This is a genomic window from Stenotrophomonas sp. 610A2, from assembly GCF_030549615.1.
GTDB lineage: Bacteria > Pseudomonadota > Gammaproteobacteria > Xanthomonadales > Xanthomonadaceae > Stenotrophomonas > Stenotrophomonas pigmentata.
On record NZ_CP130832.1, the window covers coordinates 423,637 to 450,601 of the forward strand.

General features: G+C 63.3%; 28 protein-coding genes and 1 pseudogene. 6 read left to right on the forward strand and 23 right to left on the reverse strand.

The genetic code is table 11. The annotated features are described in order from the left end of the window. Positions 1-25: 25 nt before the first annotated feature. From Q5Z11_RS01855 to Q5Z11_RS01880, 6 genes are all read right to left on the reverse strand, one after another. Positions 26-736, reverse strand: a complete 711-nt coding sequence (locus tag Q5Z11_RS01855; protein ID WP_303748458.1) for a response regulator transcription factor — start codon at positions 734-736, stop codon at positions 26-28. A gap of 9 nt (positions 737-745) precedes the next feature. After that, positions 746-3,388 carry a sensor histidine kinase gene (locus Q5Z11_RS01860; RefSeq protein ID WP_303748459.1) on the reverse strand — a complete coding sequence of 881 codons (2,643 nt, stop codon included), beginning with the start codon at positions 3,386-3,388 and terminating at the stop codon, positions 746-748. 92 nt (positions 3,389-3,480) lie between these two features. Then, positions 3,481-4,107 (reverse strand): potassium-transporting ATPase subunit KdpC, encoded by a 627-nt coding sequence (kdpC, locus tag Q5Z11_RS01865; protein WP_303748460.1) that lies wholly within the window; start codon positions 4,105-4,107, stop codon positions 3,481-3,483. A 9-nt stretch (positions 4,108-4,116) separates the two neighbouring features. Further along, a complete protein-coding gene (kdpB, locus tag Q5Z11_RS01870) occupies positions 4,117-6,180 on the reverse strand; it encodes a potassium-transporting ATPase subunit KdpB (RefSeq protein ID WP_405051643.1) in 2,064 nt (687 codons plus the stop codon). Positions 6,181-6,190: 10 nt separating this feature from the next. After that, positions 6,191-7,924 carry a potassium-transporting ATPase subunit KdpA gene (gene kdpA / locus Q5Z11_RS01875; protein WP_303748461.1) on the reverse strand — a complete coding sequence of 578 codons (1,734 nt, stop codon included), beginning with the start codon at positions 7,922-7,924 and terminating at the stop codon, positions 6,191-6,193. Between the two features lie 111 nt (positions 7,925-8,035). Continuing rightward, entirely contained in the window at positions 8,036-8,764 is a 729-nt protein-coding gene (locus Q5Z11_RS01880; protein ID WP_303748462.1) for a TorF family putative porin, read from the reverse strand. A 355-nt stretch (positions 8,765-9,119) separates the two neighbouring features. On the opposite strand from Q5Z11_RS01880, the gene Q5Z11_RS01885 reads away from it, so the two are divergent. Together Q5Z11_RS01885 and Q5Z11_RS01890 are read left to right on the forward strand one after the other, a co-directional pair. After that, positions 9,120-9,419 carry a hypothetical protein gene (locus tag Q5Z11_RS01885; RefSeq protein WP_303748463.1) on the forward strand — a complete coding sequence of 100 codons (300 nt, stop codon included), beginning with the start codon at positions 9,120-9,122 and terminating at the stop codon, positions 9,417-9,419. Positions 9,420-9,422: 3 nt separating this feature from the next. Then, positions 9,423-9,869, forward strand: a complete 447-nt coding sequence (locus Q5Z11_RS01890) for a 3-dehydroquinate dehydratase (protein WP_303748464.1) — start codon at positions 9,423-9,425, stop codon at positions 9,867-9,869. Here the strand turns inward: Q5Z11_RS01890 and Q5Z11_RS01895 are convergent. From Q5Z11_RS01895 to Q5Z11_RS01910, 5 genes and pseudogenes are all read right to left on the reverse strand, one after another. Then, on the reverse strand, positions 9,791-10,525 hold the full coding sequence (locus tag Q5Z11_RS01895; RefSeq protein ID WP_345783910.1) for a TonB-dependent receptor: 735 nt from the start codon (positions 10,523-10,525) through the stop codon (positions 9,791-9,793). The two genes, Q5Z11_RS01890 and Q5Z11_RS01895, sit on opposite strands and share 79 nt — an antisense overlap. 54 nt (positions 10,526-10,579) lie before the next feature. Further along, entirely contained in the window at positions 10,580-10,801 is a 222-nt protein-coding gene (locus Q5Z11_RS01900) for a hypothetical protein (RefSeq protein WP_303748465.1), read from the reverse strand. Between the two features lie 598 nt (positions 10,802-11,399). Continuing rightward, positions 11,400-11,657: pseudogene (locus tag Q5Z11_RS20710) on the reverse strand (integrase); the annotation flags it as partial. A 1-nt stretch (position 11,658) separates the two neighbouring features. Further along, the gene (locus Q5Z11_RS01905; RefSeq protein ID WP_303748466.1) at positions 11,659-12,042 is read right to left on the reverse strand and encodes a nuclear transport factor 2 family protein; all 384 of its coding nucleotides are present in this window, start codon (positions 12,040-12,042) and stop codon (positions 11,659-11,661) included. Positions 12,043-12,681: 639 nt separating this feature from the next. After that, entirely contained in the window at positions 12,682-13,122 is a 441-nt protein-coding gene (locus tag Q5Z11_RS01910; RefSeq protein ID WP_303748467.1) for a GNAT family N-acetyltransferase, read from the reverse strand. Positions 13,123-13,354: 232 nt separating this feature from the next. Here Q5Z11_RS01910 and Q5Z11_RS01915 point away from each other — a divergent pair, with 232 nt between their 5' ends. Continuing rightward, positions 13,355-13,834, forward strand: a complete 480-nt coding sequence (locus Q5Z11_RS01915; RefSeq protein WP_303748468.1) for a hypothetical protein — start codon at positions 13,355-13,357, stop codon at positions 13,832-13,834. A 104-nt stretch (positions 13,835-13,938) separates the two neighbouring features. Here the strand turns inward: Q5Z11_RS01915 and Q5Z11_RS01920 are convergent, their stop codons facing one another. The 9 genes from Q5Z11_RS01920 to Q5Z11_RS01960 form a co-directional block, all read right to left on the reverse strand. Continuing rightward, complete coding sequence (locus Q5Z11_RS01920) at positions 13,939-14,472, reverse strand: lipocalin family protein (RefSeq protein WP_303748469.1); 534 nt, start codon at positions 14,470-14,472, stop codon at positions 13,939-13,941. Between the two features lie 13 nt (positions 14,473-14,485). Further along, positions 14,486-15,562: an SAM-dependent methyltransferase gene (locus Q5Z11_RS01925; protein ID WP_303748470.1), complete on the reverse strand. Its 1,077-nt coding sequence runs from the start codon at positions 15,560-15,562 to the stop codon at positions 14,486-14,488. Continuing rightward, a complete protein-coding gene (locus Q5Z11_RS01930; RefSeq protein WP_303748471.1) occupies positions 15,559-16,344 on the reverse strand; it encodes a DUF1295 domain-containing protein in 786 nt (261 codons plus the stop codon). The genes Q5Z11_RS01925 and Q5Z11_RS01930 overlap by 4 nt, the downstream gene beginning before the upstream one ends. After that, positions 16,341-16,889, reverse strand: coding sequence for a DUF2878 domain-containing protein (locus tag Q5Z11_RS01935; protein ID WP_303749952.1), 549 nt, complete (start codon positions 16,887-16,889; stop codon positions 16,341-16,343). Before Q5Z11_RS01935 ends, Q5Z11_RS01930 begins: the two co-directional genes overlap by 4 nt. 1 nt (position 16,890) lies before the next feature. Next, complete coding sequence (locus Q5Z11_RS01940; RefSeq protein ID WP_303748472.1) at positions 16,891-18,150, reverse strand: SAM-dependent methyltransferase; 1,260 nt, start codon at positions 18,148-18,150, stop codon at positions 16,891-16,893. Beyond that, positions 18,147-18,914 carry a DUF1365 domain-containing protein gene (locus Q5Z11_RS01945; RefSeq protein ID WP_303748473.1) on the reverse strand — a complete coding sequence of 256 codons (768 nt, stop codon included), beginning with the start codon at positions 18,912-18,914 and terminating at the stop codon, positions 18,147-18,149. Before Q5Z11_RS01945 ends, Q5Z11_RS01940 begins: the two co-directional genes overlap by 4 nt. Next, positions 18,911-20,188 (reverse strand): NAD(P)/FAD-dependent oxidoreductase, encoded by a 1,278-nt coding sequence (locus tag Q5Z11_RS01950; protein WP_303748474.1) that lies wholly within the window; start codon positions 20,186-20,188, stop codon positions 18,911-18,913. Before Q5Z11_RS01950 ends, Q5Z11_RS01945 begins: the two co-directional genes overlap by 4 nt. Before the next feature lies 1 nt (position 20,189). Then, positions 20,190-21,146, reverse strand: coding sequence for an acyl-CoA desaturase (locus Q5Z11_RS01955; RefSeq protein WP_303748475.1), 957 nt, complete (start codon positions 21,144-21,146; stop codon positions 20,190-20,192). Positions 21,147-21,229: 83 nt separating this feature from the next. Next, positions 21,230-21,997 (reverse strand): hypothetical protein, encoded by a 768-nt coding sequence (locus Q5Z11_RS01960; RefSeq protein ID WP_303748476.1) that lies wholly within the window; start codon positions 21,995-21,997, stop codon positions 21,230-21,232. A gap of 129 nt (positions 21,998-22,126) precedes the next feature. Between Q5Z11_RS01960 and Q5Z11_RS01965 the strand changes: the two genes are divergently transcribed. Genes Q5Z11_RS01965 through Q5Z11_RS01975 form a run of 3 tightly spaced genes read left to right on the forward strand, consistent with a single transcriptional unit; the run spans position 22,127 to position 24,130 of the window. Next, positions 22,127-22,750, forward strand: coding sequence for a sigma-70 family RNA polymerase sigma factor (locus tag Q5Z11_RS01965; protein ID WP_303748477.1), 624 nt, complete (start codon positions 22,127-22,129; stop codon positions 22,748-22,750). Beyond that, positions 22,747-23,427 carry a ChrR family anti-sigma-E factor gene (locus Q5Z11_RS01970; protein WP_303748478.1) on the forward strand — a complete coding sequence of 227 codons (681 nt, stop codon included), beginning with the start codon at positions 22,747-22,749 and terminating at the stop codon, positions 23,425-23,427. Before Q5Z11_RS01965 ends, Q5Z11_RS01970 begins: the two co-directional genes overlap by 4 nt. A 19-nt stretch (positions 23,428-23,446) precedes the next feature. Beyond that, complete coding sequence (locus tag Q5Z11_RS01975) at positions 23,447-24,130, forward strand: Rossmann-fold NAD(P)-binding domain-containing protein (RefSeq protein WP_303748479.1); 684 nt, start codon at positions 23,447-23,449, stop codon at positions 24,128-24,130. A gap of 44 nt (positions 24,131-24,174) precedes the next feature. Here the strand turns inward: Q5Z11_RS01975 and Q5Z11_RS01980 are convergent, their stop codons facing one another. From Q5Z11_RS01980 to Q5Z11_RS01990, 3 genes are all read right to left on the reverse strand, one after another. Further along, the gene (locus Q5Z11_RS01980) at positions 24,175-24,660 is read right to left on the reverse strand and encodes a TspO/MBR family protein (protein ID WP_303748480.1); all 486 of its coding nucleotides are present in this window, start codon (positions 24,658-24,660) and stop codon (positions 24,175-24,177) included. A 188-nt stretch (positions 24,661-24,848) separates the two neighbouring features. Next, entirely contained in the window at positions 24,849-25,448 is a 600-nt protein-coding gene (locus Q5Z11_RS01985) for a TetR/AcrR family transcriptional regulator (RefSeq protein WP_303748481.1), read from the reverse strand. A gap of 23 nt (positions 25,449-25,471) precedes the next feature. Then, positions 25,472-26,695 (reverse strand): multidrug effflux MFS transporter, encoded by a 1,224-nt coding sequence (locus Q5Z11_RS01990; RefSeq protein ID WP_303748482.1) that lies wholly within the window; start codon positions 26,693-26,695, stop codon positions 25,472-25,474. Between the last annotated feature and the right edge of the window lie 270 nt (positions 26,696-26,965).

Genomic DNA, 26,965 nt, shown 5'->3' on the forward strand with positions numbered 1-26,965 from the left:
ACGGAGTTTGACTGCTAAGACTGGCTCACTCTGCTGGATTGAACTGAAGCCCCACACCTGGCAGCGTCTTGATGTACTGGGGAGCTGCAGCCGTATCCCCGATCTTAGGTCGAAGTCGCGCCAGAAGGATGCGGATGTAGTGAGCGTCGCGGTTGTGGGATGGGCCCCATATCTCGGTCAGTATCACCGGCTGGGTGACCACACGTCCCGCGTTGCGTGCAAGCAGAAGCAGCAAGGCGTACTCCTTGCGCGAGAGCACCAGCTGCCTGCCCTCAAATGTCACCATATGGGTTTGTTCGTCGATGCGAAGGGAGCCATCGTCGAAGCAGAATGGGGCCTCCGCATCCCTGTCTGCCGATCGCAGCAGTACCCTGACGCGAGCCATCAGCTCGTGGATGCCGAAAGGCTTGGTGACATAGTCATGGGCGCCGCCATCAAGCGCCGCAACCTTGTCTGATTCCCCGGACCGGGCCGTGAGCATGATGATGGGCGCCTGCGAAAACTCTTTCAGTTGCGCAAGTACTGCGTGCCCATCCATATCGGGAAGACCGATGTCCAGAACGATGATGTCTACCGCGCAGCTACGTGCTATGTCCAGGCCCCCCTGACCCGTCTCCGCCATCAGGACCGTGTAGCCCTGCGCCTTCAGGCTGATCTGCAGGAATCTCCGGATATGCGGCTCATCGTCGATGACAAGCACATGGACGTCAGCGTTGGCTTCTGATTTTGCGGGCATTTGGCAGGCTCAAGATACGCTCGGTTGAAGCATCGGCAGGGTGATGCGGATGACGGTGCCTACGCCATCAGGCCCGGAGAAGGCTTCGACGGAACCTCCGTGTGCACCAATCATTCCTTGGGCGATCGTCAGGCCAAGACCGGTACCCTTCCGATTCCGGTCACCACGCTCAACGCTGTAGAACATGTCGAAGATGCGCTTGCGCTCATCCTCGGGAATGCCGGGGCCACGGTCGCGCACGTCGAGCTGCAGGTCATTTCCGACCAGTCGCGCATGGACATCCACGGATGCGCCAAGTGGCGAGAACTTCGCCGCATTTTCCAAGATGTTGAACAGCCCCTGCTCCACCAGTGCAGGGTGCACCCATATCGGTGGCACGTCGGCTGCAATGGTAACGTCCAGCTTCACCCCCGGTTGGTACCTGCGCAGGCGACCGGATGCCGAGCCGATCAGTTCGTCCACGCCTACCCAGTCGCGGTTGAGGGTCAACCCGTCGTGACCCAGCCGGGTCATGTCCAGCAGATTCTGGATGTAGCGATCCAAGCGATCGCCCTCCTCCAGGATCGTGTCGAGCAGGTTGGCCTTGTCCTCGGCCGAGAGCGCATCTGGGTAGCTGACCAGGCTGCTGGCAGAGCCGATCATGGACGCCAACGGGGAGCGCAGATCATGTGAAACCGATGACAGCAGCGCAGAGCGCAGGCGCTCGGTTTCGTTGCTGACCCTGGCCCCTTCCAGATCGGCGACCAGGCGTGTGCGCATGATGGCCTGAGTCACGTCGTCGATCATGGCCTCGGCAAGGCGCCGTTGTTCCGGTGCCAGCCGGGCATTGCTCTCACCCCAGCGCAGGCCCATCACGCCGACCACAGTGCGGTTGGCGACCAGGGGAACGAACCACCATTGCGACGCAGCAAGCGTGTCGGTAAAGCGGCCTGCCTGCTGGCGATGACCCAGCGACCAATCGGCGGCGGCGCGGTCGGTGCCCTGCAGCACGGTGCCGGGGGATTGCTCGATGCGATCACCGGACTGCATCCAGACCGAGACGCCCAGGCTGCGTTCCATCGCGATGCGTCCCACGTGGAGCACCTGACCCAGGTCTGCGGCACTGCTCAGCCCGCGGCCCAGACGCTCCATCATTGTTGCTTGGGCGTTGACAGCGCGCAGCGCCATTATCTGTGCGCGCAGACGCGTTGCCAGACTGCCGCAGACGAGTGCTGCCACCAGGAAAATGACCACTGTTGCCACGCCGCGGTTGGCGCTGATGCTGAAGGTGAAGGTGGGTTCGATGAAGAAGAAGTTGTAGCTGAAGAAGCACAACGCCGCTGTGCCAACGACACCGAGCATACTGGTGCGGGTGGCCACCAGGATCACAGCAACGATGAACACCATGGACATGTCATCAATGCCCAGCCAGCGCTGCGCCATCCAGGAGGCGATGATCGCACCAAGTGTGGCAAGCACCGCTGCGGTCAGGTCATGCCGCAGCAACGAGCGATCCGGAACGCGCAGGCGCCGGCGGGCGCGGGCTCGAACTTCGGGCGAGCTGATGATGACCAGCTCGTAATGCGCCCCCCTCTGCAGAAGTTGCTGCGTGAGCGTGCGGTTGATCATCCGCGCCACTGGACGCTCGCGCGTGCGGCCGACAATGATGGTGGACGCGCCGCAGCGCTCGGCGTGGTCAAGTAGCGCATCGGCGACGTGGGAGCCATGCACGACTTCAGCGTCCGCGCCCAGGCTGCGGGCGAGCGCGAATGCGCGGTCAAGCTCTGCTTGGCGCGTTGCATCCATCGGTTTGCCGGACTGGACGGTCACTACGGTCCATGGCGCATCGCGGCGCTGTGCAATGCGGCGGCCGGCACGCACCATATACTCTGAGGCACCCATCCCATCAATGGCGATCAGCACCCGGTTGCGCAGCGCGATGCCGGGCAGGCCGCGCGCGATCTGCGACTCGCGCAGATCCTCCTCAAGATGGTCTGCCGCTGTCTGCATCGCCAGTTCGCGCAGTGCGGCGAGGTTGGACGGCGAGAAGAAGGCCTGCAGCGCTTGCGTGGCCTGTTCTGGCAGATAGACCTTGCCCTGGTTCAGGCGTTCGATGAGCTCGCGTGCGGGCAGGTCGACAAGACGGATGTCGCGCAAGCGGTCGAACAGCGCATCCGGGACGGTCTCGCTGACCCGGATGCCGGTGATGCGATGCACTACGTCATTCAAGCTTTCAAGATGCTGGATGTTGACGGTGGTGTATACATCGATGCCAGCGTCAAGTAGGTCGATGACATCCTGCCAGCGCCGCTCGTGGCGGCTGCCGGGCACGTTGCGGTGCGCCAGTTCGTCGATCAGGGCAACCTGCGGGCGCCGTTCCAGGATGGCGTCGACATCCAGTTCCTGCAGTTTGCGCCCTTGGTATTCAATCCGCTTGCGCGGGATGAGTTCGAGGCCTTCCACCAGCGCAGCGGTCTCTGAGCGGCCATGGGTTTCGACGATGCCAACCACCAGGTCAATGCCCTGGCGATGCAGCTCGCGCGCGCGGGAGAGCATGGCGTAGGTCTTGCCTACGCCCGGCGCAGCGCCGAGGAATACGGTGAGATGACCGCTGTTCTGGCGGCGTAGTTCTCCCGCCAGGGCATCAGCTTTGGCGCTGCGGTCTTCGTTCATGAGCAGGTTTCGTCAGGGGTGCGCGCATTTGCGCTCTAAGGCAACGCCGCCCCCGCACGAGGGCAGGGGCGACAGATAGCGGCGTGCAGCTGTCAGTTCTTGGACGGGGCCGGTACTGCGCTGTCGAGCGCTATATTCAGTTCCAGCACATTTACGTGCGGAGCGCCATACAGGCCAAAGCGCATGCCTTCGGTGTGCTCGGCAAGCAACGCTTCAACCTCGCTGGCCTGCATGCCGCGTGCCTTGGCCACGCGATTCACCTGGTTCTTCGCGGCCGCCGGCGAGATGTGCGGATCGATGCCGCCGCCGGACTGGGTAACCATATCGCTGGGCACGGCGTCGGGCGAAACGCCGTCGCGTGCTGCGACGGCCGCGCGGGCCTCGTCTACCCGCTTGCGTAGGTCCGGATTGGTGCGCGCCTGGTTGCTGCCGGCCACGGCCATCACGTCGTAGGACGCTGCCGACGGACGAGACTGGAAGTAGCGATCATCAGCAAATGGCTGTGCCACCAAGGATGAGCCGATCACCTTGCCGTCGCGCTTGATCAGGCTGCCGTTGGCGGCTGCAGGGAACATCAGCTTGCCGAGGTTGGTCGCGGCCAGCGAGTAGACGAAACCAAACCCGAGCAGCGAGATGATCGCCAGGCCGATCGATGCCCGCCAGACACCATTACGTGCGGAGGATGCGTTGGACGGATTGTGTTCAATGATGTTGTTCATGGGTTGTCCTCAGGCACCGAACAGCGCGGCCAGCGCCATGTCGATCAGTTTGATGGCCGGGAACGGCAGCAGCACGCCGCCCAAGCCGTAGACCAGCACGTTGCGGCGCAGCAGCGCCGTAGCACTCGCGGCGCGGAAGCGGACGCCACGCAGAGCGAGCGGAATCAGGATCGGGATGATGATCGCGTTGAAGATCAGCGCCGCAATCACGGCATTGGTCGGGCTGGAAAGGTGCATCACGTTCAGCGCGGCCATTGAAGGTACGGCCGCGAACATCGCCGGGAGGATGGCGAAGTACTTGGACACGTCATTGGCCAGCGAGAAGGTGGTCAGCGCACCGCGTGTGATCAGCTGCTGCTTGCCCACTTCAACCACCTGCAGCAGCTTGGCCGGATCCGAATCCAGATCCACCATGTTGCCGGCTTCCTTGGCGGCCTGCGTACCCGAGTTCATCGCCAGGCCCACGTCGGCCTGTGCAAGCGCAGGTGCGTCGTTGGTACCGTCACCCACCATGGCGACCAGACGACCGGAGGCCTGTTCCTGGCGGATGCGGGCCAGCTTGTCTTCCGGACGCGCTTCGGCGATGTAGTCATCCACACCCGCTTCGGCGGCGATGGCTGCAGCGGTCAACGGGTTGTCGCCCGTGATCATCACGGTCTTGATGCCCATGGCGCGCAGCTGGGCAAACTTTTCCTTGATACCGTGCTTGACCACGTCGGACAGTTCGATGACGCCCAGCAGGTGTCGACCATCGGCTACCACCAACGGCGTGGCGCCGTTGCGTGCAACCTGTTCCACGCGTGCGGACAGTTCAGGTGAGGGCTCCGAGCCCAGCGACTGCGCGTACTTCACCATGGCATCGATGGCGCCCTTGCGGATGGCGCGCACCTGCCCATCGGCCAGGCTCAGATCGACGCCGGACATGCGGGTGTGTGCGCTGAACGGCACGAAGTGTGCGTTGGCCGGCTCTTCGATGGGCGTGTTGGGCTGGCGTGCCAGCTTGACGATCGACTTGCCTTCCGGAGTCGGGTCAGCCAGCGAGGACAGCAGCGCGGCTTCTCGCAGACGGTCCAGGTCCACGCCTGCAAGCGGGTGGAAGGCCGTTGCCTGGCGATCACCATGGGTGATAGTGCCGGTCTTGTCCAGCAGCAGCACGTCCACGTCACCAGCCACTTCCACGGCCTTGCCCGACTTGGCCAGCACGTTGGCAGACAGCGCACGGTTCATGCCGGCGATGCCGATGGCCGGCAGCAGGCCGCCGATGGTGGTCGGAATGAGGCACACCAGCAGCGCCACCAGTAGCAGCGGATCCAGCGTGATGCCTACGAAGCCGGCAATCGACGGCAAGGTCAGCACGACGATCAGGAACGTCAATGTCATCGTGATCAGCAGCAGCCCCAGCGCGATTTCGTTGGGGGTCTTCTGCCGATTGGCACCTTCTACCAGCGAGATCATGCGGTCCAAGAAGCTGTTGCCAGGCTCGGCGGTGACTCGCACCACGATTTCGTCCGACAGTACTTTGGTACCACCGATGACGCCGGAGCGGTCGGTACCGGCCTCGCGCAGCACCGGGGCCGACTCGCCGGTGACCGCCGATTCGTTGATGGTGGCCAAGCCACGAATGATCTCACCGTCGGCCGGCACGATCTCGCCCGCCGACACCACTACCAGGTCGTTCGGCCGCAACTCGGCCGCGGGCACCGAGACCTCGCTGGCGGACCTGGCTGCATCGGCGATCTTGCGTGCCACCAGATCCTTGCGTGCGCGGCGCAGCGAGGCGGCCTGGCCACGGCCGCGTGCTTCTGCAATGGCCTCGGCGAAATTAGCGAACAGCACAGTTACCAGCAGCAGCGCCGTAACCGCCCAGCCGGGGCCGGCGGCAGCCTTGCCGCCAAGGGTGAGGCCTGCGGTGAGCAGGGTGCCCAGCCACACCACGGCCATCACCGGGTTGCGAAAGGCGTGGCCAGGGGAAAGCTTGGCGCAGGAAGCAATGACAGCGGCCCTGAAGCCGGCAGCATCGAGCAACGCCGGGCGGCCGGGGCGCTGCCCCTTGTGCATGGAAGTATCAGTCATTGTGGAATCCTCAGAAGGCCTTGAGCGCGAGGTGATCGGCGATGGGGCCCAGAACCAGAACCGGCATGAACTGAAGCAGGGTCAGGATGACGACCACAGCGATCAGGGTGAGTGCAAAGGTCGGCGTCTCAACGTGCAGCGTGCCCGGGCTTTCAGGCACGGCACGCTTTCGTGCCAGCATGGCCGAGATGACCAGTGGGATGATCAGCGCAGGGTATCGGCCCAGGGCCAGAACTACGGCGCAGCTCAGGTTCCACCAATAGGTGGCGTCTCCCAGACCTTCGAAGCCGGACCCGTTGTTGGCGAAGGCCGAGGTGAACTCATAGAACACCTGGCTGATGCCGTGGAAGGAGGGATTGGAGTTACCGGTGAGGCTGGGTACGGCCAGGGTAATGGCAGTCAGCGTCAGCAGTACCAGCGGCTGCAGCAGCACCAGCACGGCCAGCAGCTTTACTTCCGGGGCTTCGATCTTGCGGCCGAACAGCTCCGGCGTGCGTCCGGTCATCAGGCCGGCCAGGAACACGCTCAGCAACAGGTAGACGATGAACTGCTGCAGGCCGCAGCCCACGCCGCCCCAGATGGAATTGACCAGCATGTTGCTGATGGTGACCATGCCGGTGAGCGGCGCCAGCGAGTCATGCATGGCGTTGACCGAGCCGTTAGAGGTCTGCGTGGTCAGCGCGGCCCAGAGCGCGGAAGGCTCGGCGCCGAAGCGCACTTCCTTGCCCTCCATCAAGGCGATGTCGGTCGTGGTGGAGGACAGCGATTCTGACCACAGGGCCACGCCGGCCGACACCAGTGACATCGACAGCATGGTGCCGACCACCAAGGCGGTGAAGCGGCGGCGGCCGGTGAAGGCGCTGACCATGAAGGCGATGCTGACCGGAATGAGAATCAGCGCCAGGGTTTCCAGAAGGTTGGAAATGGCGGTCGGGTTTTCCAGCGGCACGGTGCTGTTGGGGCCATACCAGCCACCACCGTTGGTACCCAGTTGCTTGGCCGCGACCATGGAGGCCACCGGGCCCAGCGGGATCTTCTGCTCGGCCATGCCGGCTGAAGCGTCGATGGGCGTTGCCACTGGGCCACCGTTTAGGGTGGACGGCACACCCTGCCAGGTCAGCAGCAGCGACCAGAGCAGGCACAGCGGCAGCATCAGGCGCACGGCGGGGCGGATGATATCGGCCCAATAGTTGCCCAGATCCGGCTCGACGTCAGCCGTCGGCGTCTTGTTCGAGGCGGCGTTGGCCGTGCTGGCCAGTGCCTCGCGCGTGCGCCCGCCAAACAGGCCGCGCAGGGTCGCCACCACCAGCGCCAGGCCCATCATCGGGGTGATCACCTGCAGGCCAAGGATGCCGGTCATCTGCGCGAAGTAGGACAGCTGGGCCTGGCCGGAATAGTGCTGCTGGTTGGTGTTGGTCAGGAACGAGACCATGGTGTGCAGCGCCAGATCCCAGCGCATGTTCGGCGCATCATTGGGGTTGAGCGGCAACCAGGCCTGGGTCATGAAGATCGCCAGTGTGAGCACGCCCAGCATTAGGTTGCTGATCAGGAAGGCTTTGACGTACTGCTTCCACCCCATGCCCTGGCCAGGTGCGACACCCAGGATGCGATAGAGAGGCCGTTCGATCAGGCCGAAGACGCGGTCACCCCACATGGGGTTGCCACGCATGACGGCCGCCAGATAGCGACCGATAGGCCAGCCCAGCAGCAGGGCCAGCGCGAACACGGAAAGGAACTCAAACATGGGATGTCCCACCTTGTTGTGGTTGGATCGCAGGTCGTGCGGCTGGAGCGGCCAGCACGCACACCCCCGATGGCAGGGGTGAGGTGACTACGATGCGATGCTTGGCTCAGCTCAGAACGATGCCTGCAGTGCGGCTTCGATGCGCGAGCCGGCCAGGTCAGGGAAGATGCGCTTGGCCGCCGAATCGGTAGCGTGGGCGGTCACGCGCAGTTCGAAGGGCGCCTTGAAGGCCCAGATCCCGCTGAGCTGGCCGTGGGTGTAGCTGTCGTTGTAGGCGTCTTCTAGCCAGTAATGGCCGACCGCTGCCTCCAGACGCACGGTGTCGCTCACCGGCAGGCGAGCACCCAGCTGCGCGTAGATGCCGCGCTCATCGGTGGCCAGCGCGTCGGGCGAGTACGCTAGCTGCAGCCAATAGTTCTGCTTCCAGGTGACGGTGCTGTTCAATTCGGTCCAGTTCAGGTCCACGGTGGTGGACGGGTACCGGTAATGGGTCAGGTTGACGTCCAGTGCCCAGTCATCAGACAGGCCACCCGACCAGCCGGCAACGAAATCCAGTTCGCTGCTGGCATGGGTGTCCGGTGCGAACTCGACATTGGAGCCCCACACCGATGCGTACCAGCCTGATTCTGCGCTGGCCTTGAAACCAGCCTGGACGGCCGCGTCGCCTTGGGTCTGGCTGGAGCCGCGCCAGACGTAGTCGTTGGCAATGGCCGCCGAGCCGGTGACGGTGGCCGCGTTACTGCTGAACGCCGCGCCGGCAAACAGGGCAAGCCCAGCGATACCGCGGGCGACAATCGCCTGGGCGCTGAAGGGCTGGCCCGGGAAAAGATGCAGAGACATGAAAGGACAACTCACGGAATGGCTGTTCAGCCGATGAGAAATTGTCGAATCGATGCCTGTAAAAAGCCCATTCCCCGGCTGATATGCCGCGTAAATTCTTCATAAAATTTCACGGCTTGTTTGCAGCCGGGGGGCTGGTGGCGGTCCATTACGGTGATTTTATGTGGGGGCTCGCAAAAACGTCTGGCGATTTTACGGCCGCCGCGAAGACCATGGCATCACCGCACCGCAGGGTGTGAAACCAGAACGACAATGACCGTCATCGTGATACGCCACGCAGCCCGCAGCAACGAAACGCCGGACTTGCCCGCACACCTGGGCAACCATGCTTTGGGTGTGCAGGGAATGCAGCTGCGTGGAAGAGGTGAGCCAGTGCCTGTGCCAGATTGAAGCACGCCCCAACGACTGGGTCGTGCTTGAGCTGGGCAACGTGGATGAGCAGCAGTGGCACGAGCAGTCCGGTGCACTGGGTGCCGCGCTGGAAACACTGCCGGCGCAGTACATCGAGGTGCAGGGCATGGCCGGGTTCGATCTTGAATCACGGCTGCGCCTGCAGCACGCGCCGGCGGCGGTGGTGGCCGACCACCGCAGCACGCAGGGTGGTTACCCGCTGTCGCTCGGCATCATCCGCCATCGCCTGGCTCTGGAGGCCTGAAACATGTCCATTTTCATCATTCGTGGCCCGGAAGCGACCGGTCGTCTTATCCGCACCGCGACACCGCTGCCCAGCCCGGTGTTGAAGGCGCTGGTGGAACGTGCAATCGATGCCGGCACCACCATCGCCATCCGCGCCTGCGGGTCGGAGCAGGAGCTGCTGGACGCGCTGCGTGTGGCCGACCACAGCCGCGGCGAAGTAACCCTGCTGGACCCGGGTGCCTGTGCCGACAGCACGCGCCTGCAGCGTCTGCTGCCGCATCTGCACAACGCCTACGTGGAAGTGCATGATGACGGCGCAGAGCGCGAGGCCTGTATCCCGTCAGGTGCTGGCCGCAGGCTGGCCGTGGCCAGCGGCTACGGTGCGCAGAGCTATGCGCTGGGGCTGGAGATTGCCCTGGAGCATCTCGGGCTTACCGAACACTGTAACCCGTTCCACGTCGGCACCTGAGTAATGCCCCTCTTTACCCCTCTGGCCTGCCGGGCAGGCCAGAGGCCGACAAGAACATCGCCAGCTAGAACTTCATCCTCAAACCACCGTTCACCACAAGTCCTTCCAGTGGTGCCCAAGCACCCACGGTCCACTGGCCATCGTCCGCGCGACGGGGCCCGCAGTATCGAGTTGTAACCGCTTTGGCGGACGCTGAGGGTGTTTTCCAGATTGAGGAACAGGCTGACTTTTCCCAGCACGATTTCTCCCAGCGCACCGACTTCCAGGGACGGCCGGCTGCATCTACGCCAGGGATTGTCATCAAGCGCCTGGACGCCGGTGTAGTAGGCCTCGAGGCCGATTCGGCCACGGTCATGCTGCTCCCACATGGCCACCAGGCCTGCGCTGTGCCGGGGCGTTAGTGAAACCGGACGGCGGCCAGCACCTTCCTCACTGGGGTCGCGCGCATCGTTGTAGACATAACTGCCGGTCACCCTGATGTCCTGCCAGCGATAGCCCAGCAGCAGTTCACTGCCACGGGTGCGGGTCACGCCCTCCACGTTGACCAGTTGCAACCGCGCGCGGTTCGGGTCTTGGGTCAGCCAACGGCGGAAGTTGGTGTGCAGGTATGCGATATCAGGCGCACGCTGCAGTACATCCATAGGGATCCGGATCATCACACGCGGCGACGCGTTCTCCACCGTCAGCACCCGAACGCCTTTGCATCGGATCTAGAAGGATGTCGCTTCGGAATAGCGCGTGTGCAGTTCGAAACCCTCTTCGGCCCTTGCGGCCACGAAGCCGAGCGCATCACTTCGCAGCAACCGGTTATCGAACGCGTGCAGTACTTGATAGACCCGCACTTGCTCGCCTGCAGGTTCGGGCCAGTGCATCCACACTGCGACGGCCAAGAGGACGCAAAGTGCCGCAGCGGCAAGGCCGCGCTTTTCCATTCGCAGCACCAGGAATGGGAACAAGGACACGCTAACAAGCGCGCTGTCACTCCCCTATCTATCGCAACTATTGCGACCGTATCAAGCTCGAATCGCCATCAGCAAGCGCGCCAACCCCAAAGCTTGTCGTGCATGCTGGCTCTCAAGGCGGGCGGGGCCTCGTAGGATAGAAGAGGTCGATCCGTGCCCGATGTAGGCGAGGCTCTTCTTACGCAGCTTGGAAGCAGAGGCACGCGCTACGTCCGCTTTTGGCCGACAACGGACGTCACCCATGACTTCGGGCTCTTTTCCCCGGGGACCTCTAGGAATGCCTTGAGGATTCCGAGCGACAGTTCCATGTAGCAGGAGATCTATTGCCAAGGGGGCGCGACAAACGGCGCTGCTGTCCAAGTAAGTCCAACCGCATCCAATCAACTAAGGGGTACAAATGGGGGTATTTTTAATTTTGAATTTATATTTATTGAATCAAAAACAAGTGGTTGTATCGACTATTTGGGTCAGATAAGCGCACCAGCGCAGGGTTGCGAAAATCCCCTAAAACAAGGGGGCGGAGAAACGCCAGCTCAATGAGCTGGCCTTTTTTGGTCTACCGGGAAAATTAAGTTGTCTTTCTTGGTTCCACGGCAGCATTTGATGCCTGAACCACGGGCACAGAATGGTCGTACAGTTGCCGCATTGCTTCGGACCTATGCCTGCCAGAAGTCTTATCCTCGCTATCGGTGATGCCGCGATGCTTTACGCCGTGAAGCGCGAAGCGCTGACCCTGCTCGATCACGCCATCGTTGATTGCCCGACGGATCATTCGCCGCCATGCAGTATCAAGTACCGATTTGGTCAGCGGTGTTCCGGAATTGCTGTCAGCTCCGGTCAGCAATTTTTGTAATTTTCCCTTGGTTGAACGAAAACTCTGATTTGCCCTGAAGATCAAGGACGGTGCCGGCTGGTGGACCATTGGGGATGTCTGCGGCCAGCTTTCCACGGTAGGAAATGCTTGCAATGGCAGAATCATGGCCGAATTCCAGGTCTGTGATGCGCTGCTCGCGCTCAGCGAAAACAGACTTGGACCGCTCTGCGAGCATTCTGAACTCATCGATGCCGTTTGCTTCCGCTGTCAGTTGACCGTCGGAGTAATTCTCGAAGCGAACATCATTGGATAGGATTGAAAGCATGCCATCAACGTCGAATGCGTTGTAGGCAATCAAGTAGCGTTCAATGAGGTCTTTCATGTTTGAGTTGCTCATGCTCTCTCCATGCACACTGCACACCTGACGTCAGAATTGGGCTGAACCGCGAAGCGGCGCAAGCTCGACTTAGTTGCTAGACACAGTAATCCTGATTTCTCGCTCAAATCAAATCGTGGCTGGCGAATTGCTGCAGGTGCTGTCGAGAAAGAGCTCTGTTTTCAGCGCGGCTTGCTGCGAGGGTGAACTGCCACGCGACACAGACCGTGGACGTCGCCCCAAAAAGGACCTCTTGCCAACCCAGACCCCATCCAACAGGTATGCAGGTATCCGATCCGGTTGGCGAAGTGCCTTGAAGAAGGCGCCGAATACGCGGCGGCTAAGGAGGGGTGGAAAAATGAGCATTGCCCCGCCGGGAAACTGCCGGCTTGCTCCAAGCGGCTCAACGGTTTCACGTGATGCTGCCGGGAAAAACTCGTCCCAAGTGGCTGTCCTATTAGCCAACTCTAAAGAACCCGTAAAAAATAGGTCATCCGTTCGATTCGGATAAACGGTACATCGCCTGATCTTGGGGCGTCCTGACAAGTCTCGAATTCACGCTAAACCCGCAGAAATGCAGGCTTTCTCGTGCGTACAAGCGGGGGCATCTCGTCAGCGCCGCTGCGCCAAACTTCGGGTTCTCAATCCAGGCGCCGCTGACTACTTTCTGTGCTTTTCAAACCGGACGTCGCCTTCCGGCAGGTCCGCCACGGGTTGCCAGCCGAGTGCTCTGTAGAAGCCGCTGGCACGACTGGCTTCTGCTGTCCCCAGCCAGATCGTCTGGTGGTGCTGGAACAGGAACTCCTCTGCCTTGTCCATCAGGCTACGGCCCAGGCCCAGTCCTTCGAACTCCGGCAGGACGAAGGCGGCAAACACGCATGCGTCCCCGACATCCGCCATCGAGAAGCCAACCGGTACGCCATCTACCTCGGCGACCCAGGCGCATGGAGCCTCCAGAATCGCCTGTTGTATCGCTTCGTGGGTAATCCCCATTCCAGCAAGTTGCTCAAGGGACAAGTGATTCTCTTGAACGCTGGTACGGATGTGGAAAATGGCGTCGATGTCGGCGGGGGTGGCCAGCCTGATTGTTCTTCCCTTCACGAAATGCTCCTTCAACTTCGGCGGACATGATGCAACGCTTCGTGTATGTCTGGCCAACCACTCGCATCCCGGTCCGTATCGCAAGAGCGGAACGATCCAAGGCACGCCGCATGCTGGCTGGCCTGCAGACAGTCGCGTTATACCTTCGCCGGGCTTGATGGCGGTACGTGGCAAACTTGGTACCGGTGGTCACGAGCGCACTTGTTGCGCGCTTACTTGGGGAGGCGTGGCGTTGAAGGACTTGTCCGTCGAGGAGCAGATCGCCAGGTTTCGGCCTGGGCTGGCGAATGGAATCATTGCTCGTTTCCACTACTGGTTGTTGGCCATCGCCGTGCTGTGTGCGGTTGCCGCGCTGCTGCTCTGGCATCCACTGCCGCTGCTGTTCACCGTCTTCTTCTGCGTCGTCGCGCTGTCTGATCGCGGCGCGGGTCGTAACATTGCCGCCGCGGTCACTGCCTACGATATGGGCGTGTCGGCACCATGCGAGGTGGTCATTGAGCTGCAGGAGTGGAGCGACGTGGTGACCTGCCACGCCAAGATCATGCAGGGCGAAGCGGTTGCCTGGACCTTTACGTTCGTTCCGCAGGGCTGGCGTCCGCTTGCAGGCCGATATGCCGGCAGGGTTTGGAGCAAGGACAGCAGTGGTGCGCCGCTGCTCGCGACCATTGACGGCGGTGTGCTTGTCCCGCGACGCGATCCCGTACGTCCTTGAGTGCTCTCCAACTCACGAGATGACGGCGACGTATTGGAACGTATCCGTTGTCAGCAGGAGATGATTGCTAGCAGCCCATCTGCTTCGATGCTTGTCCTTGTGCCTCAACGCGCTGACTGCGGTACCCGCCGCAACTTGCTTACGTCATAACCCATTGCCTTGATGCGCTCCACCGCGCGTTGATAGTCCGCTTCCGAAACCTGCGGGGTACGCGCCATGTACCAGACGTAGTCGCGCTTGCTGCGGGCGACGATGGTCTGGCTGTAGCCATCATCCAGCCAGGCGATGATGTATTCGGCCTGGATCGGCCAGATGAACTGCATGCCCCAGACCGCACCGTTGCCTTCGGCTTCGACCTTGCCGATCGGGTGCATGGTTTTCAGTGGCGCCTGGAAGCTCCCCTTGCGGTAGGTGAAGGTGGTCTGGATGCGGCCGTCAGGGCGAGGTGCGTAGCTTTCCATCGCATCGTAGGCCTCGCGCTCGGGCCGTGATGGGATATGCGCGATCACATACCAGTCGCCCATGAAGCGCGGCACATCCACCGAGGCGGGGCGTGGGATTGGACGGGTGTCCAGGTTGCTGCACCCTGCGCCGAACAAGGCGATGGACAGCAGCGACAACAGCGGGAGGGTTCGCATGGCGTGTCCTTCTTCAGCGGGGACGGAACAGGTAATGCGCCACCAGCCATTGCTGGCCATCGTCGTAGCCGAACAGTTCCGCGCAGGCCATCCAGAACATTCGCCAGCGCTGCCACCAGATGCGCGCGGCAGCGTCGCTGCCATAGGTTTGCACCAGCAGCGGCATGATCTGTTCGCGTGCGGCGTCCTGGCGCTGCAGCCAATGGTTGGCGGTGCGCTGGTAATGGCGTCCATCCAGCAGCCAACGCTGCTGCAGCTGCAGGTCGCGCTGGAAGTGCAACAGGGTGTCGGCTGCAGGCATCAGGCCGCCGGTAAAGAAATGGCGGCCCATCCAGTTGTCTTCGCCGATCGTTTCAAACGGGTACATATGCGTGCGATGGGCGAATATGTGCACGAACAGAGCGCCGTCAGGCTTCAGCCATTGCGAGATATTTCCCAGCAAGCGCTCGTAGTTGCGGATGTGCTCGAACATTTCCACTGATACGCAGCGGTCGAAGCTGGCGGACGGAAGTTGTAGTTGGTTGACGTCGATGGTCTGCACATTGACGTTGCCAAGACCTCGCGCAGCGCACTCGGCCTGGATGTACTCGCGCTGGCTGCGTGAGTTGGAAATCGCAGTGATGCGCGCATCGGGGTAGCGCGCCGCCATCCACAAGGTCAGCGAGCCCCAGCCACAGCCGAGCTCGAGGATATCCTGCCCATTGGCGAGCCCTGCGCGTTGCCCATACAGCTCCAGCATTGCGTCTTCTGCCTGATCCAGCGTCTCGCTGCCGGTGCGGTAATAGCAGCTGCTGTACTTCAAACGACGGCCAAGACAGGCCTGGAAGAAGGCTGCAGGCACTTCGTAGTGCTGGCGGTTTGCAGCATCCACATGCAGCGCCAGCGGACTGCTGGCCAGTTCGGCGATGCGTCGGCTGAAGCGATCGGACTGCGCTTCCATGCCTTCTTCTGATTCTTCTTCCAGACGCTGCGCACACAAGCGGCGGATGCCCCAGCGCAGGGCTGCGTCCGGCAGCCAGCCGCGCTCGGCCCAGCCGGTCAGGCCGGTTTCGGCATCGGCAACAGGATCCAGCGGCGTGACAGCGTTCATGGCGAATGCTCCTTGGCGGGGCGGGGGAACCAGGGGAAGAACATCGATGTGCTGCGCTGGTAGGCGCGGTAGTCTTCGCCGCGGCTGCGCAGCGCTTGTTGCTCGGTGAACGGCACGCCACTCAGGTAACGCAGGAACAGGTACATCAGCACCGGTCCGGCCCAGGCCAGCCACCACAGCGTTGAGCCAACGGCGAGCAGTACATAGGTGAACCAGTGCAGCCATTCAAAGAAGTAATTGGGGTGACGCGAGTAGCGCCATAGTCCTTGCCGGCAGGTATGGCCCTTGTTGGCCGGGTTGGCGCGGAAACGCGCAAGCTGGCGGTCGGCCATCGATTCGCCGATCACGCTCAGCAGCCACACTGCGATTGCAGCGATCACCCAGCCATGGCCATCGGCGCGCGGATTGCTGGCCACCGCGACGAAGGGCAGTGCGAACAGCACCACCAGCAGCGCCTGCGCCATGAAGAAGCCGAAGATCTTGCCTTGATGACTGTGCCAATGTTCGCGCAGGTACTTGTAGCGGCCATCTTCGGCCTCGTGCCTGACCCGCTGCCATAGATGCAGTGCAAGCCGGCTTGCCCAGAATGCACCCAGCACCGCGAGACTGATACGTGGCAAGACCGCGCCGTTACCAAGCCATGCGAGCAGCAGGGCCGCAGCAGCAAGTCCCTTGGCCCAGAGCACATCGACGATGCCGATATTGCGTTGGAGGCGCTGCCACACCCAGCCGATGCTCATCACCACGACGGCGTATAGCAGCACCCACAGTAGATTGCTCATGGCGATGCACCTGCAAGCGTCTTCTGCTCGGCGCTGCGTGACCAATGCCGTGCACACAGGGTCAGCAGCGTCAGTGCCACGGCCCAGCCAACACCGAGCATCAAGACGCCCTGCCACGCGGGGGCGGCGAAATGCACTGCATCGAAACCGCGCGCGGCGGACAGGTAGGCCAGCGGCGCCAGCAGCAGTCCGAACATCACCGGCAACAGCCAATGCCGCTGCAGGAATGCCATCGACGAGGTCAAGGTCATCGCAAATGCTGCCCATAGCGCCATGATCCAGGGCGGCGGGGCCCAGCCGAAGGGCGCAGCGGCGTAACCGACGCGGCCGCTGGCCGCGGCCACCGCGTCCACCAACCAGGCGCAGGCCAGCGCGAGCAGCAACAGACGCAGCTCGACCCGTGGTTGGGCGGCGCTGGCAAGCTGGCTGGCGATGTAGAGCGTCGAGGCGAGCAAGGCCGGCCATTGCCAGCCGCGACCTGCGCCAGCCACCGCGCACAGCCAGACAAGCTGGTTGCCGAGCAGATTGAGCAGCGGCCGGCGCATCTCAGCTGATTCGTCCGGCGTTGCCGGCAGGGCGATAGCCGGGCCGCGCCAGTAATAGATGCGATACGCCGATGGAGCGCTCAAGGAAGCCGCCTTCGCAGTACGCAAGGTAGAACTCCCACAGCCTGCAGAAGCGCGCATCGAAGCCTTGCGCATGTACGGCCGGCAGCTGTGCCATGAAGCGCTGCCGCCACGCGCGCAGCGTCAACGCATACGAGTAGCCGAAGTCCTGCTGGGCCACCAACTGCAGGTCGCTGGCGCGTGTCTTGGCCGCCAGGATGGCGTTGAGCGACGGAATGAAACTGCCGGGGAATACGAAGCGCTTGATGTAGTCAACGCTGCGCCGCGCCTGCTGGTAACGGTGATCCTCGATGGTGATGGCCTGCAGCAGCGCCACACCGTTGGGCTTGAGCAGGCGCTGCAAGGTCGCCATGTAGGTGTCCAGGTACTCGGAGCCGATGGCTTCGATCATCTCGATCGAGACAAGCTTGTCGAACTGACCTTCAAGATCACGGTAGTCCTGCATCAGCAGGGTGATCCGATCCTGCAACCCGGCTTCGGCTACACGCTGCGAGGCCAGTGCATGCTGCTCTGCCGAGATAGTAGTGGTAGTGACATGGCAGCTGTAATGGCGCGCCGCGTGCAGGGCGAAGCCACCCCAACCGGTGCCGATCTCGATCACGCGGTCGCCAGGCTGCAACTGCAGTTGCTCGCATATACGGTCGAGCTTGCGCTGAGATGCCTGTTCAAGCGAATTGCTCTCGTCGGCGAACAAGGCCGACGAATACATCAGGTCCGGCGACAGGAACAGCGAGAAGAAATCGTTGCCAAGGTCGTAGTGGGCGGCGATGTTGCGGCGGCTGCCTTCGCGGCTGTTGCGGCGCAGCCGGTTCCAGCCGCGTAGCAGCCAACCGCCGATGCGCGCCGGGCCGCGTTCCATGCCGTCGAGCAGGTCGCGATTGCGCACCAGGATGCGCACCAGCGCCACCAGATCGGTGCAGCGCCAATCGCCGTTGATATAGCTCTCGCCAGCGCCGACGCTGCCCTGCGCGGCTACTTTGCGATAGAAGGCCGGGTCGTCGATGGTCACCGTGGCCTGCAACTCTGCAGTCGCATCGCCCAGCAGCACCTCGCCCAAAGCGTCGCGCACGCGCAGGCAACCTTCACGCAATGGCGCCAGCTCGGTCAGCAGTCGTCGGCGCAGCAGGGCGTCCAGCACGCCGGGTTGCGGCAGGGTCACCGAGGAGCTCATCTGGTTCATCGGGATTTCTCGGCAAGGGAAGGATGGTCGTGGACCGGATTGCGCTTGAGCCACAGACGCAGCGCCTGCCAATGGATGGCAGCGACGACCTGCAGCGTCATCAACGGGTAGCAGGCCAGTACTCTCGCCAACCCGGCGCCATTCAGAGGACGGCGCTGCATGGACTGGGTGGCGTCGAACTGACGCTCACCGTCGCGCCAGACCTGCATATGCACGCGCAGATCGGCGCCGGGCGCGGTAAAGCGCCAGTCGTAGCGGCAATCCATCGGCATGAAGGGCGAAACGTGGAAGCACTTGTCGAACTGCCAGTGCAGGGCACGGCCCTTGTTGCCTGAAGTTGCGACAGGCAGGACGTAGGCGTGATGCTCTTTCCACGGCGTATTGGTGATGTCGGCCACGATGCAGTCCAGACTGACGCCGTCGGCCTGGTAGCAGTAGTAGAAGCTGACCGGGTTGAACACATGACCGGCCACGCGCAGGTGCGTGAGCAGGCGCACCGGCCCTTGTGGTCGATGGCCCAGTACCTGCGCGGCATGGTCTTTCACCGCATCCGCCAGCGGTTGCGCTGGATCGCCGAAGTAGTCGCTGCGGCGGAATTCGGCGAGGTTCCGACGGTTAAGCGACCACAGCCAACGGCCCGCAAATACTTGATCCAGCTCGTCCAGGTCGAGCAGCAGCTGGGCGATGGGATAACGGAATGCATGTGGATGCGGCAAGTGCCGGCGATGCACGACGTGGCCGAGGTAGATCGCACTATTGCTCATGCGGTCGTCTCCGGCTGTGTCAGCCAGAATTCGTTCGACCTGCGCTCGGCCAGCGCATCGACCACGCGGCGGGCGCTGCGGATGCCATCTTCGTGGAAGCCCCAGCCCCAATACGCACCGGCGAACCAGGTGTGGCGCTGGCCCTGGATCTCGGCCCAGCGCTGTTGTGCGGCGACGGCGGCATGATCATGCACCGGGTGTGCATAGCGCATGCGTCGCAGCACCTTGCCTGGATCGATTTGTGCGGTGTTGTTGAGCGTCACCACCAGCGGCGTATCGCCCGCAATCCCCTGCAGCAGGTTCATGTAGTAACTGACCGTGCATGGCGCATCGGCAGCCTGCGGCACGTGCGCGTTCCACGCGGCCCACGCCTTGCGGTTGCGTGGCAGCAGGGAGGCATCGGTATGCAGTACCACTTCATTGTGCTGGTAGCTGATGGCACCCAATACCTGTTGCTCAAGCGGGTCCGCATCGTCGAGCAGGCGCAGGGCCTGGTCGCTGTGGCAGGCCATGATCACCTCGTCGAAGCCTTCGACACCTGCGGTGCTGTAAACCCGCGCGCCGTCGGGTTCGCGCTCTACCTTCCAGACTGCGCATTCAAGCCGTTCGCGTACCTGCCAACGCGCACGCATGGCATCGATGTAGCGCGCGGAGCCGCCTTTGACCACGCGCCATTGCGGGCGCCCGCTGATCTGCAGCATATGGTGGTTGGCCATGAACTGGACCAGGTAGCGCGCTGGGAACTCCCGCACGGTCGCGGTCGGCGACGACCAGAGTGCCGACGCCATCGGCAGCAGGTGTTCCTCGACGAAGGCTTCGCCGTAGCGCTCGCTGCGCAGGTATTCGCCCAGCGTTGGGCCGTCGCCGCCATCCAGCAGTGCCGGTGCATCACGATAGAAACGGCGCAGGTCGCGCAGCATGCCCCAGAAGCGTGGCGAAACCAGATTGCGGTGCTGGCAGAACAGACCGTCGAGGGAAGTTGCGTTGTACTCCACGCCGCTGCGTTCGCTGCGCATGGAGAAACTCATCGTGGTGGGCTGCGACTCGACTTCGAGCTCGTCGAACAGCGCGCTAAGCAGCGGGTAGTGTCGCGGGTTGAAGACAATGAAGCCGGTGTCCACCGCCATCTGCGTCCCGCCCACCTGCAGCGCGTGGGTGTGGGTGTGGCCGCCGAGGTAGTCGTTGGCCTCGAACAAGGTGACCTCGTGCTCGCCATCCAGCCACCAGGCGCTGGCCAGCCCGGCGATTCCCGAACCGATGATCGCGATACGCATGTCAGTTCCTCGCCTTGGCCAGCACCCAGGCCGGGATCGGCTTGAGTTCCTTGACCAAACCCAGCATCGCCATCACCCGCAGGCCATACCAGGTCAGGTCGATCTCCCACCAGCGGAACCCCTGCCGCACGGTGCCGGGGAAGAAGTGGTGGTTGTTGTGCCAGCCTTCTCCAAAAGTGATCAGCGCCAACCAGAAGTTGTTACGGCTGTCATCGCGGGTGTCGAATCGGCGGCGACCGAAGCGGTGCGCCAATGAATTGATGGTGACGGTAGCGTGGAACAGCACCACGGTGGAGACGAAGAATCCCCATACCAGCAGTTGCATGCCGGAGGTCTGCAGGCCCGGTGCCCCGCGCTCGAGCACGGCACCCAATGCATACAGTGCTGCGGCCAATAGCAGTGGCACGACGGTGTCGAAGCGGTCCAGCCAGCGCAGCTCCGGAAAGCGCGCAAGGTCGGGGATGCGCTGCATGTCGGTGGCGAAGGCGCCACGGGTCAGGAACCAGCCCATATGGCTGCGCCAGAAGCCACCGGTCTGCGGCGAGTGCGGGTCCAGAGGCTGATCGGCATGGCGATGGTGGTGGCGATGGTGCGCTGCCCACCACAGCGGCCCGCGTTGCACGCTGGCTGCGCCTATCACCGCGAACACGAACTGCACCGGACGGGATGCCTGGAAGGTGCGGTGGGAGAAGTAGCGGTGGTAGAACCCGGTGATCGCGAACATCCGGATTGCGTACAGGGCAAGTGCGACGGCAACCGCTGTCCACGACACCCCAACCCAGATCACCCCCAGGCAGCCGACGTGCAGCAAGGCAAAGGGCAGGGCCCGCATCCAGTCGATGCGCTCCCCGTGCTGCCCGTTGCCTGCGTCGTCGTCGGCGCTGGCGGTATCGAACCAGCGGCGCACGGTGCGCAGCAGGCTCTGACTGCGGCGGGGGAGGGGCGCTGCGGAGGACATGGAAGCGTTCTCGACGGGTTTGCTTGCTTCCTCTACGCAGCGCGGCGGCGATTGGATGCAGTGACCTGGTGATTCGACCTGAGTCATCCCGGGCCGGCCCCGCATCGCGGTACCAGCGCTTGCTGCAGCTCCGCCTGCCATTGCGATGCCGAGCCCTCCACCGCCGGCTGCGCGAAGCGCACCGTCACCTGCGGGTAGTCACCGCGGGCATCGCGCAGATTGCTGGTGCCACGGAATTCCAGCAGGCGCCGGTCAGCGTCGGCGTACACCAGCGACAGGCGCGGTGCGATCGCCCCGTACCAGGCATCCAGCTGCACCTCGATGGACTGGGCGGGCATTCCCTGCCAGCGCACCGCGCCGCTACGCCGCACCTGTACGGGATAGAAGCGTTGCCGACCGGGCACCAGGAACTGCAAGGTCAGCCGCTCGCCTTGCATCAACCGCTGCCAGTGGCTGCGCACGGCGGCATCGAAGCCAGCATCGATCACTGCATCCGGCGGAAGTGGCAGCCGCTGGGTCCGCGTCCTTGCCTGCGTGCCCTCCTTCCAGTTCAGCTGCACGCCGCTGGCCGTCACCTCGACGTTTGCCGCCTGCCCGCTACGGCGGTCTTCCAGGCGAAAGGCGGGGGCCTGAACCGGGCCGTTGACCCGCATCTGCTTGCGCGCGAAGGGCTCGCCGCCGGGGCACAGGTAGTGCACCCAGCGCTCGTTTGCGTCGCCTGCGCCGCGCTGCCAGTGCACTTCCCGGTAGGCGACCGCGCCGGCCGCCGTGGTGGCAATACCTTCGCGGCGCAGCAGCGGCGCGGCCCATGCCGCCAAGGGCAGGCACAACAACAGGCAGGCCGTGCGCATGGCGGTATCCGCGGTTGAATGCAGTGCCTACGGTTGGGACTGGCAAATGGATGCATCAACCCCGTGCATCCAAACGCTGCCCCTGCGCGTAGCAAGGACACCACATTCACTCCAGCGCCGCCCACGCAGATGTACCCTGATCCCGGCAAAACCCCTTCCCCATTCGACACCGCGCGGATCGTGTCCAGTTCACAGCAGCTGAGCAAAGAGCCAATGAACTGGACCGTCGACATGGACGGTGTGGCGCGGCTGCGTGACCGCGACTGTTTCATGCGCATCTACGACCATTTCATGCCGCGGCTATGCGTCTACCTGCGTGGTCTGGGCGACCCTGAGGCGGTGGCCGAGGAGTTGGCGCAGGAATGCCTGCTGCGGCTGTGGCTGCGCGCGGCCGACTTCGACCCGGCGCAGGGCGCGCTCAGCACCTGGCTCTATCGCATCGCGCGCAACCTGCACATCGACCGCGTGCGCCACGAGCGCAGCTGGACGTTGGTGCAGGCGGCGGTGGAAAACGCTGCTGCCAGCGACGTGCTCGAGCGCAGCAGTGCCGAGCAGTTCGCCGACCATGCGCGGCTGCGGCAACGCATCAACGAACTCTCTGCCGTGCAGGCGCGGCTGGTACGGATGTCCTACTTCGAGGCGAAGAGCCACGGTGAGATCGCGCAGGCCTTGGGAATGCCCCTTGGTACGGTGAAGTCACATCTGCGTCGCGCCTTCCTGCTGCTGCAGTCCAAGGTTGGGGGTGCGGCATGAATCCGCATCACCACCTGCACGAGTCGACCTTGATGAGTTATGCAGCCGGTGCCCTGCAGGCGCCGTTAAGCATCGTTGCCGGCGCCCATCTCGAACAGTGCCCCCACTGCCGCAAGCGCCTGCGCGATGCCGAAGCAGTCGGCTCGGCATTGCTGGAGCAAACCCAGCCAGTGCTTGAGGAAGCAAGGCGCGAAACACTGCGCGCCGCCATGCTGGCGCAGCTGCTGGAGCCCAGCACGGCTGCAATGCCGGAGCAGAAGCCAGAGCGCCCCTTGCCACCCGAGCGGCCACAGGCCGACCCGGAGTATCTGCCCGCATCGCTGCATCCTTACTTCGGCGACTCGTTGGGCAGCCTGCGCTGGCGCTGGATGGCACCGGGTGTGCATTGCATCCGCGCGAAGCAGATGCCGTCACTGATCATGCTGAAGATCGCACCGGGCAAGTGCCTGCCGATGCACAGCCATGGCCGCAGTGAGCTGACCCAGATCCTGCGCGGCTCCTACAATGATGCCTTGGGCCTGTTCGCCCCCGGCGACGTGGCGGACCTGGATGGCGACGTCGAGCACCAGCCGGTCACTGCCCCCGGTGTGCCATGCATCTGCGTGTCGGCGCTGGATGCACCGCTGGTATTCAGCGGTTGGCTGGCGCGCAAAGTGCAGCGCTTCGTCAAACTCTAGACCGCACGGGACGCAGCCGATGAATGATGCCGGACGCCTGAAGATCGTGTTGACCGGCGCCAGTGGGTTGGTCGGTCAAGGCGTGGCGTTGGCTTGCGCGGGCTCCGTGCACGTCAAGCGCACGGTCGCGCTGGTGCGGCGTGCAGGCGGCTTGGTGACGGCGACCGAAGAATTGGTGCTGGAGGATTTCCAGCAGGCGCACCGCCGCCGTGCCGACCTGGTTGGCTTTGATGCCTGTTTCTATTGCGCCGGTGCGCCACCGATTGGCACCGCCGAGGATGAGTACCGTCGGGTCACGCTGGACACCACGCAGGCGCTTGCACAGACCTGGTTCGCCGCCAATCCGCAGGGCATGTTCCTGTATGTTTCCGGCGCCCACGCCAACCCTGAAAGCCACATCATGCCGCTGCGGATCAAGGGCGAGACCGAACAAGCCTTGGCGCGGCTGCCAGGACGGACGGTGATGCTGCGGCCGGGCGGTGTGCGCCCGGTTGCCGGCACCGGCACCCGCCATGGCCTGCTGAAGCCGCTCTATGTGCTGGGCGGGCCACTGATGCAGCTTGCCGGCGCGGCGCTGCCGTCGATGGTCACCAGCAACCTCAGCCTCGGCCGCGCGATGATCGCGTTGGCACGCATGGACGATCCACCGGGTGTGGTCGAGTGCGCACAGATAAACCAGCTTGGGGATGCCGACGCGGCGTGAGCTCGCAAGCGCAACGCGGTGCAGACCGAGGATGTTGCGTCTGCTTACAGCAGCCCCGGGTTCGCCTGCCAGACGGCGTAATTGAGCACGCTGGCAAAGCTCACCCACGCCAGGTAGGGCAGCAGCAGGCAGGCCGCCAGTTTGTGGATACGCCAGAACGCAATCAGCGTGGCGACGATCATTACGAGTAACAGCAGGATGTCGGCGAAGGCCAGAGCGCCCTGCTTCCAGCCGAAGAACAGCCAGCTCCACAGTGTGTTGAGGCCTAGCTGCAGCAGGTACAGCGTCAAGGCCGGCGCAGCAGCGCGCCAGCCGCGTTCACGCCACACGAGAAAGGCCGCCAGCGCCATCAGTGCATACAGCGCAGTCCACACCGGACCGAACAGGCTTGCCGGCGGCGCCCACGTGGGCAGCGCAAGGCTGGCGTAGAAACTGGCGGCGGAGATGGAGGCGCGTGCGCCCAGCGCAGCAGCCAGGAAGGTGATCAGGAACCAGCCGGTGAATCCGAGTAGCTGTCTGCGCATCTGCATGTCTGTTATGTCCTCTACGGCGTGATCAGATGGCACTGTTACGAAGCAGCGTGGGATTTGGATGCATGCTTTATCGCCGTCTCTACCGAACTGAGGCGCGAGGGATCTTTTTGTTCTCTACCTTCCAGTTGCGTCCCTTGCGATCACTCTGCATGCGCGATGGATGCATCGGGACGGCACCCACACTGTCATGCAGCTGCGGAAGTCCGCAGCTGCAGGGAGTCCAGCAGAACCTGCCACAGTGCATCGCGGCGGGCGGTCATGGTTTCGCGCCCGGCATAGACAAGCTCAACGAACAGACTCTCGACGATGCCGACGAACGCTATTCCGTAGCGCGTGCGTTGTTCCTGTGAGATCGCTTCAGGCACCGAAGACTGCAGCTGCTGCAGGAAGCCATCGCGGAGCAGTTCAAGGAAGCCTTCATAGGCGTGACCGATGACCTCCTTGTGCTGCACCGGTGGCAGGAACACCGTGCGCAGCAGGTAGCGGAGGTGTACGGAAGCGTCATAGCGGTCGGCGATCGACTGCACATAGTGGGCGCCAGGGCCCTCGGCAGGGGCTGGCCCAGACAGGGCATCGTCGGCGAATGCACTTTCCACGGCGACGGCATCTGCCAGTACCTGCAGGTAGAGCGCGTCCTTGCCTGCGAAGTGCGAGTACAACGAGGCCTTCTTGATACCGATCATCGAAGCGATTTCGTTGAGCGATGCGCCGTCATAGCCAGTGATGGCGAAGTGCGCCAGTGCGGCTTCGCATACGCGCTCGACTGCGGGAGATCGGGTTGTCATTGTCTGGATCCTGTTGGAGGCCGTCAGTGTTGCAGATCAACGCGTGTTCCACTGCGCGAGATCATCCTTGCGCTGGCTGATGTCAGCGCCACGGTGAGCATGCCTGCAAGTGTCAGGAAGCCCAACCAATGCGTCGGGCTGCTCTGCGCGACCTTGGCTGCCAGTGGCGTTGCCACGGCGCCGAGCATCAACGGCGCGGCGCCAAGCACCGCTGCACTGGCGCCCAATGCGGTACTGCGACTGGCCAGGGCGATCGACATCAGCGTTGCTTCCGAAATGCCCAGTCCGCCAAGCGCGAGGAACATGCCCATGACAATTCCCACCAGCCCGACCCCGCTGAGGGTGGAGAGCAGGCCGATGCCTGCGCCGATCAGCATCATCAATACGCCGGCCATCGCCAGCGCTTCGATGCGGAAACGGGTGACCAGCTTGGCGCTGCTCATTGCGCCCATCAGCACGGCCAGGCCGGTGGCGCCGAACACCAGGCCGAAGCCGCGCCCGGACATCCCGTAGACCGTCTGGTAGGTATAGGAGGCGGCGCCGATATAGGCGAACAGGAAGAAGAACACCGATGCCAGCGCCAGCGCAGGCAGCAGGAAACGTGGCGAGCTGACGATGCCGGCGTAGGTATGCATCACGGTTGCCGGTTCAAGCACCGCACGGTCTTCGGGCTTCAGCGTCTCGCTGAAATTGAGCAGGGTATTGCCCAGTACGACTGCACCGATGGCGGCGAGCGCCAGGAACACCGCACGCCAACCGAAGGCCTCGCCAATCAATCCACCTGCGGCGGGGGCAAGCACGGGGCCAAGACCCTGGATGGTCATCAACAGCGCGAACAACTGGGCAGCGGCCACGCCTTCAGCCACATCACGCACGCTGCTCATTGCGGTGACCAGCGCGAGCGATGCGGCCAGCCCTTGGATGAAGCGGGCAATGATCAGGCTTTCAACCGAGTTCGCCGCAGCCGCCCAGAGCGATGTGGCCACAAACACGGCGATGGCCAGCAGCAGTGGGCGGCGCCGGCCCAGTGCGTCGATCACCGGGCCGAACAGCAGTTGCCCGGCACCCATGGCCAACAGGAATACGGTCAGCGACAGCTGCACGGTGGCGAAAGGCGCACGCAGTTCGCTGGCCATTACCGGCATCGATGGCAGGTACATGTCGATGGACGCCGGCCCGAGCAGGGTGATCAGTCCCAAGGTGATTGCGATGCGTGGCGACTTGTTGGCGACGGGATTGGGGGGCATTGCGGGCTCTTCTGTGTATTCACTGGCAAGGAGGCGGGTCAAGTGACATTACCTACCGGTAGGTAGTCTATCTAAAAAAGCTAATGGTCACCGGGAAGCGTGTCAACGCATGGATCTGGCCTGCCGCTCAGCGCCTTGCCTTGCGCTGCGGCGCCCGCGTGGCGGCGCTGTGTTGCCTGGTTTGTGCTTTTCACAGGGCGGAGGGCCCTGCAGCAGGCCGATATCCGCTCTTATGTGAAAAATTCATTACATATTCCTTGTGCGCCGCAG

Excerpts from the sequence above, each read along its gene's own strand:
- Q5Z11_RS01855 (WP_303748458.1), bottom strand. The coding sequence starts at position 736 with ATGCCCGCAAAATCAGAAGCCAACGCTGACGTCCATGTGCTTGTCATC.
- Q5Z11_RS01860 (WP_303748459.1), bottom strand. The coding sequence starts at position 3,388 with ATGAACGAAGACCGCAGCGCCAAAGCTGATGCCCTGGCGGGAGAACTA.
- kdpC (WP_303748460.1), bottom strand. The coding sequence starts at position 4,107 with ATGAACAACATCATTGAACACAATCCGTCCAACGCATCCTCCGCACGT.
- kdpB (WP_405051643.1), bottom strand. The coding sequence starts at position 6,180 with ATGACTGATACTTCCATGCACAAGGGGCAGCGCCCCGGCCGCCCGGCG.
- kdpA (WP_303748461.1), bottom strand. The coding sequence starts at position 7,924 with ATGTTTGAGTTCCTTTCCGTGTTCGCGCTGGCCCTGCTGCTGGGCTGG.
- Q5Z11_RS01880 (WP_303748462.1), bottom strand. The coding sequence starts at position 8,764 with ATGTCTCTGCATCTTTTCCCGGGCCAGCCCTTCAGCGCCCAGGCGATT.
- Q5Z11_RS01890 (WP_303748464.1), top strand. The coding sequence starts at position 9,423 with ATGTCCATTTTCATCATTCGTGGCCCGGAAGCGACCGGTCGTCTTATC.
- Q5Z11_RS01895 (WP_345783910.1), bottom strand. The coding sequence starts at position 10,525 with ATGATCCGGATCCCTATGGATGTACTGCAGCGTGCGCCTGATATCGCA.
- Q5Z11_RS01900 (WP_303748465.1), bottom strand. The coding sequence starts at position 10,801 with ATGGAAAAGCGCGGCCTTGCCGCTGCGGCACTTTGCGTCCTCTTGGCC.
- Q5Z11_RS01905 (WP_303748466.1), bottom strand. The coding sequence starts at position 12,042 with ATGAGCAACTCAAACATGAAAGACCTCATTGAACGCTACTTGATTGCC.
- Q5Z11_RS01920 (WP_303748469.1), bottom strand. The coding sequence starts at position 14,472 with ATGCGAACCCTCCCGCTGTTGTCGCTGCTGTCCATCGCCTTGTTCGGC.
- Q5Z11_RS01925 (WP_303748470.1), bottom strand. The coding sequence starts at position 15,562 with ATGAACGCTGTCACGCCGCTGGATCCTGTTGCCGATGCCGAAACCGGC.
- Q5Z11_RS01930 (WP_303748471.1), bottom strand. The coding sequence starts at position 16,344 with ATGAGCAATCTACTGTGGGTGCTGCTATACGCCGTCGTGGTGATGAGC.
- Q5Z11_RS01935 (WP_303749952.1), bottom strand. The coding sequence starts at position 16,889 with ATGCGCCGGCCGCTGCTCAATCTGCTCGGCAACCAGCTTGTCTGGCTG.
- Q5Z11_RS01940 (WP_303748472.1), bottom strand. The coding sequence starts at position 18,150 with ATGAACCAGATGAGCTCCTCGGTGACCCTGCCGCAACCCGGCGTGCTG.
- Q5Z11_RS01945 (WP_303748473.1), bottom strand. The coding sequence starts at position 18,914 with ATGAGCAATAGTGCGATCTACCTCGGCCACGTCGTGCATCGCCGGCAC.
- Q5Z11_RS01950 (WP_303748474.1), bottom strand. The coding sequence starts at position 20,188 with ATGCGTATCGCGATCATCGGTTCGGGAATCGCCGGGCTGGCCAGCGCC.
- Q5Z11_RS01955 (WP_303748475.1), bottom strand. The coding sequence starts at position 21,146 with ATGTCCTCCGCAGCGCCCCTCCCCCGCCGCAGTCAGAGCCTGCTGCGC.
- Q5Z11_RS01960 (WP_303748476.1), bottom strand. The coding sequence starts at position 21,997 with ATGCGCACGGCCTGCCTGTTGTTGTGCCTGCCCTTGGCGGCATGGGCC.
- Q5Z11_RS01965 (WP_303748477.1), top strand. The coding sequence starts at position 22,127 with ATGTACCCTGATCCCGGCAAAACCCCTTCCCCATTCGACACCGCGCGG.
- Q5Z11_RS01970 (WP_303748478.1), top strand. The coding sequence starts at position 22,747 with ATGAATCCGCATCACCACCTGCACGAGTCGACCTTGATGAGTTATGCA.
- Q5Z11_RS01975 (WP_303748479.1), top strand. The coding sequence starts at position 23,447 with ATGAATGATGCCGGACGCCTGAAGATCGTGTTGACCGGCGCCAGTGGG.
- Q5Z11_RS01980 (WP_303748480.1), bottom strand. The coding sequence starts at position 24,660 with ATGCAGATGCGCAGACAGCTACTCGGATTCACCGGCTGGTTCCTGATC.
- Q5Z11_RS01985 (WP_303748481.1), bottom strand. The coding sequence starts at position 25,448 with ATGACAACCCGATCTCCCGCAGTCGAGCGCGTATGCGAAGCCGCACTG.
- Q5Z11_RS01990 (WP_303748482.1), bottom strand. The coding sequence starts at position 26,695 with ATGCCCCCCAATCCCGTCGCCAACAAGTCGCCACGCATCGCAATCACC.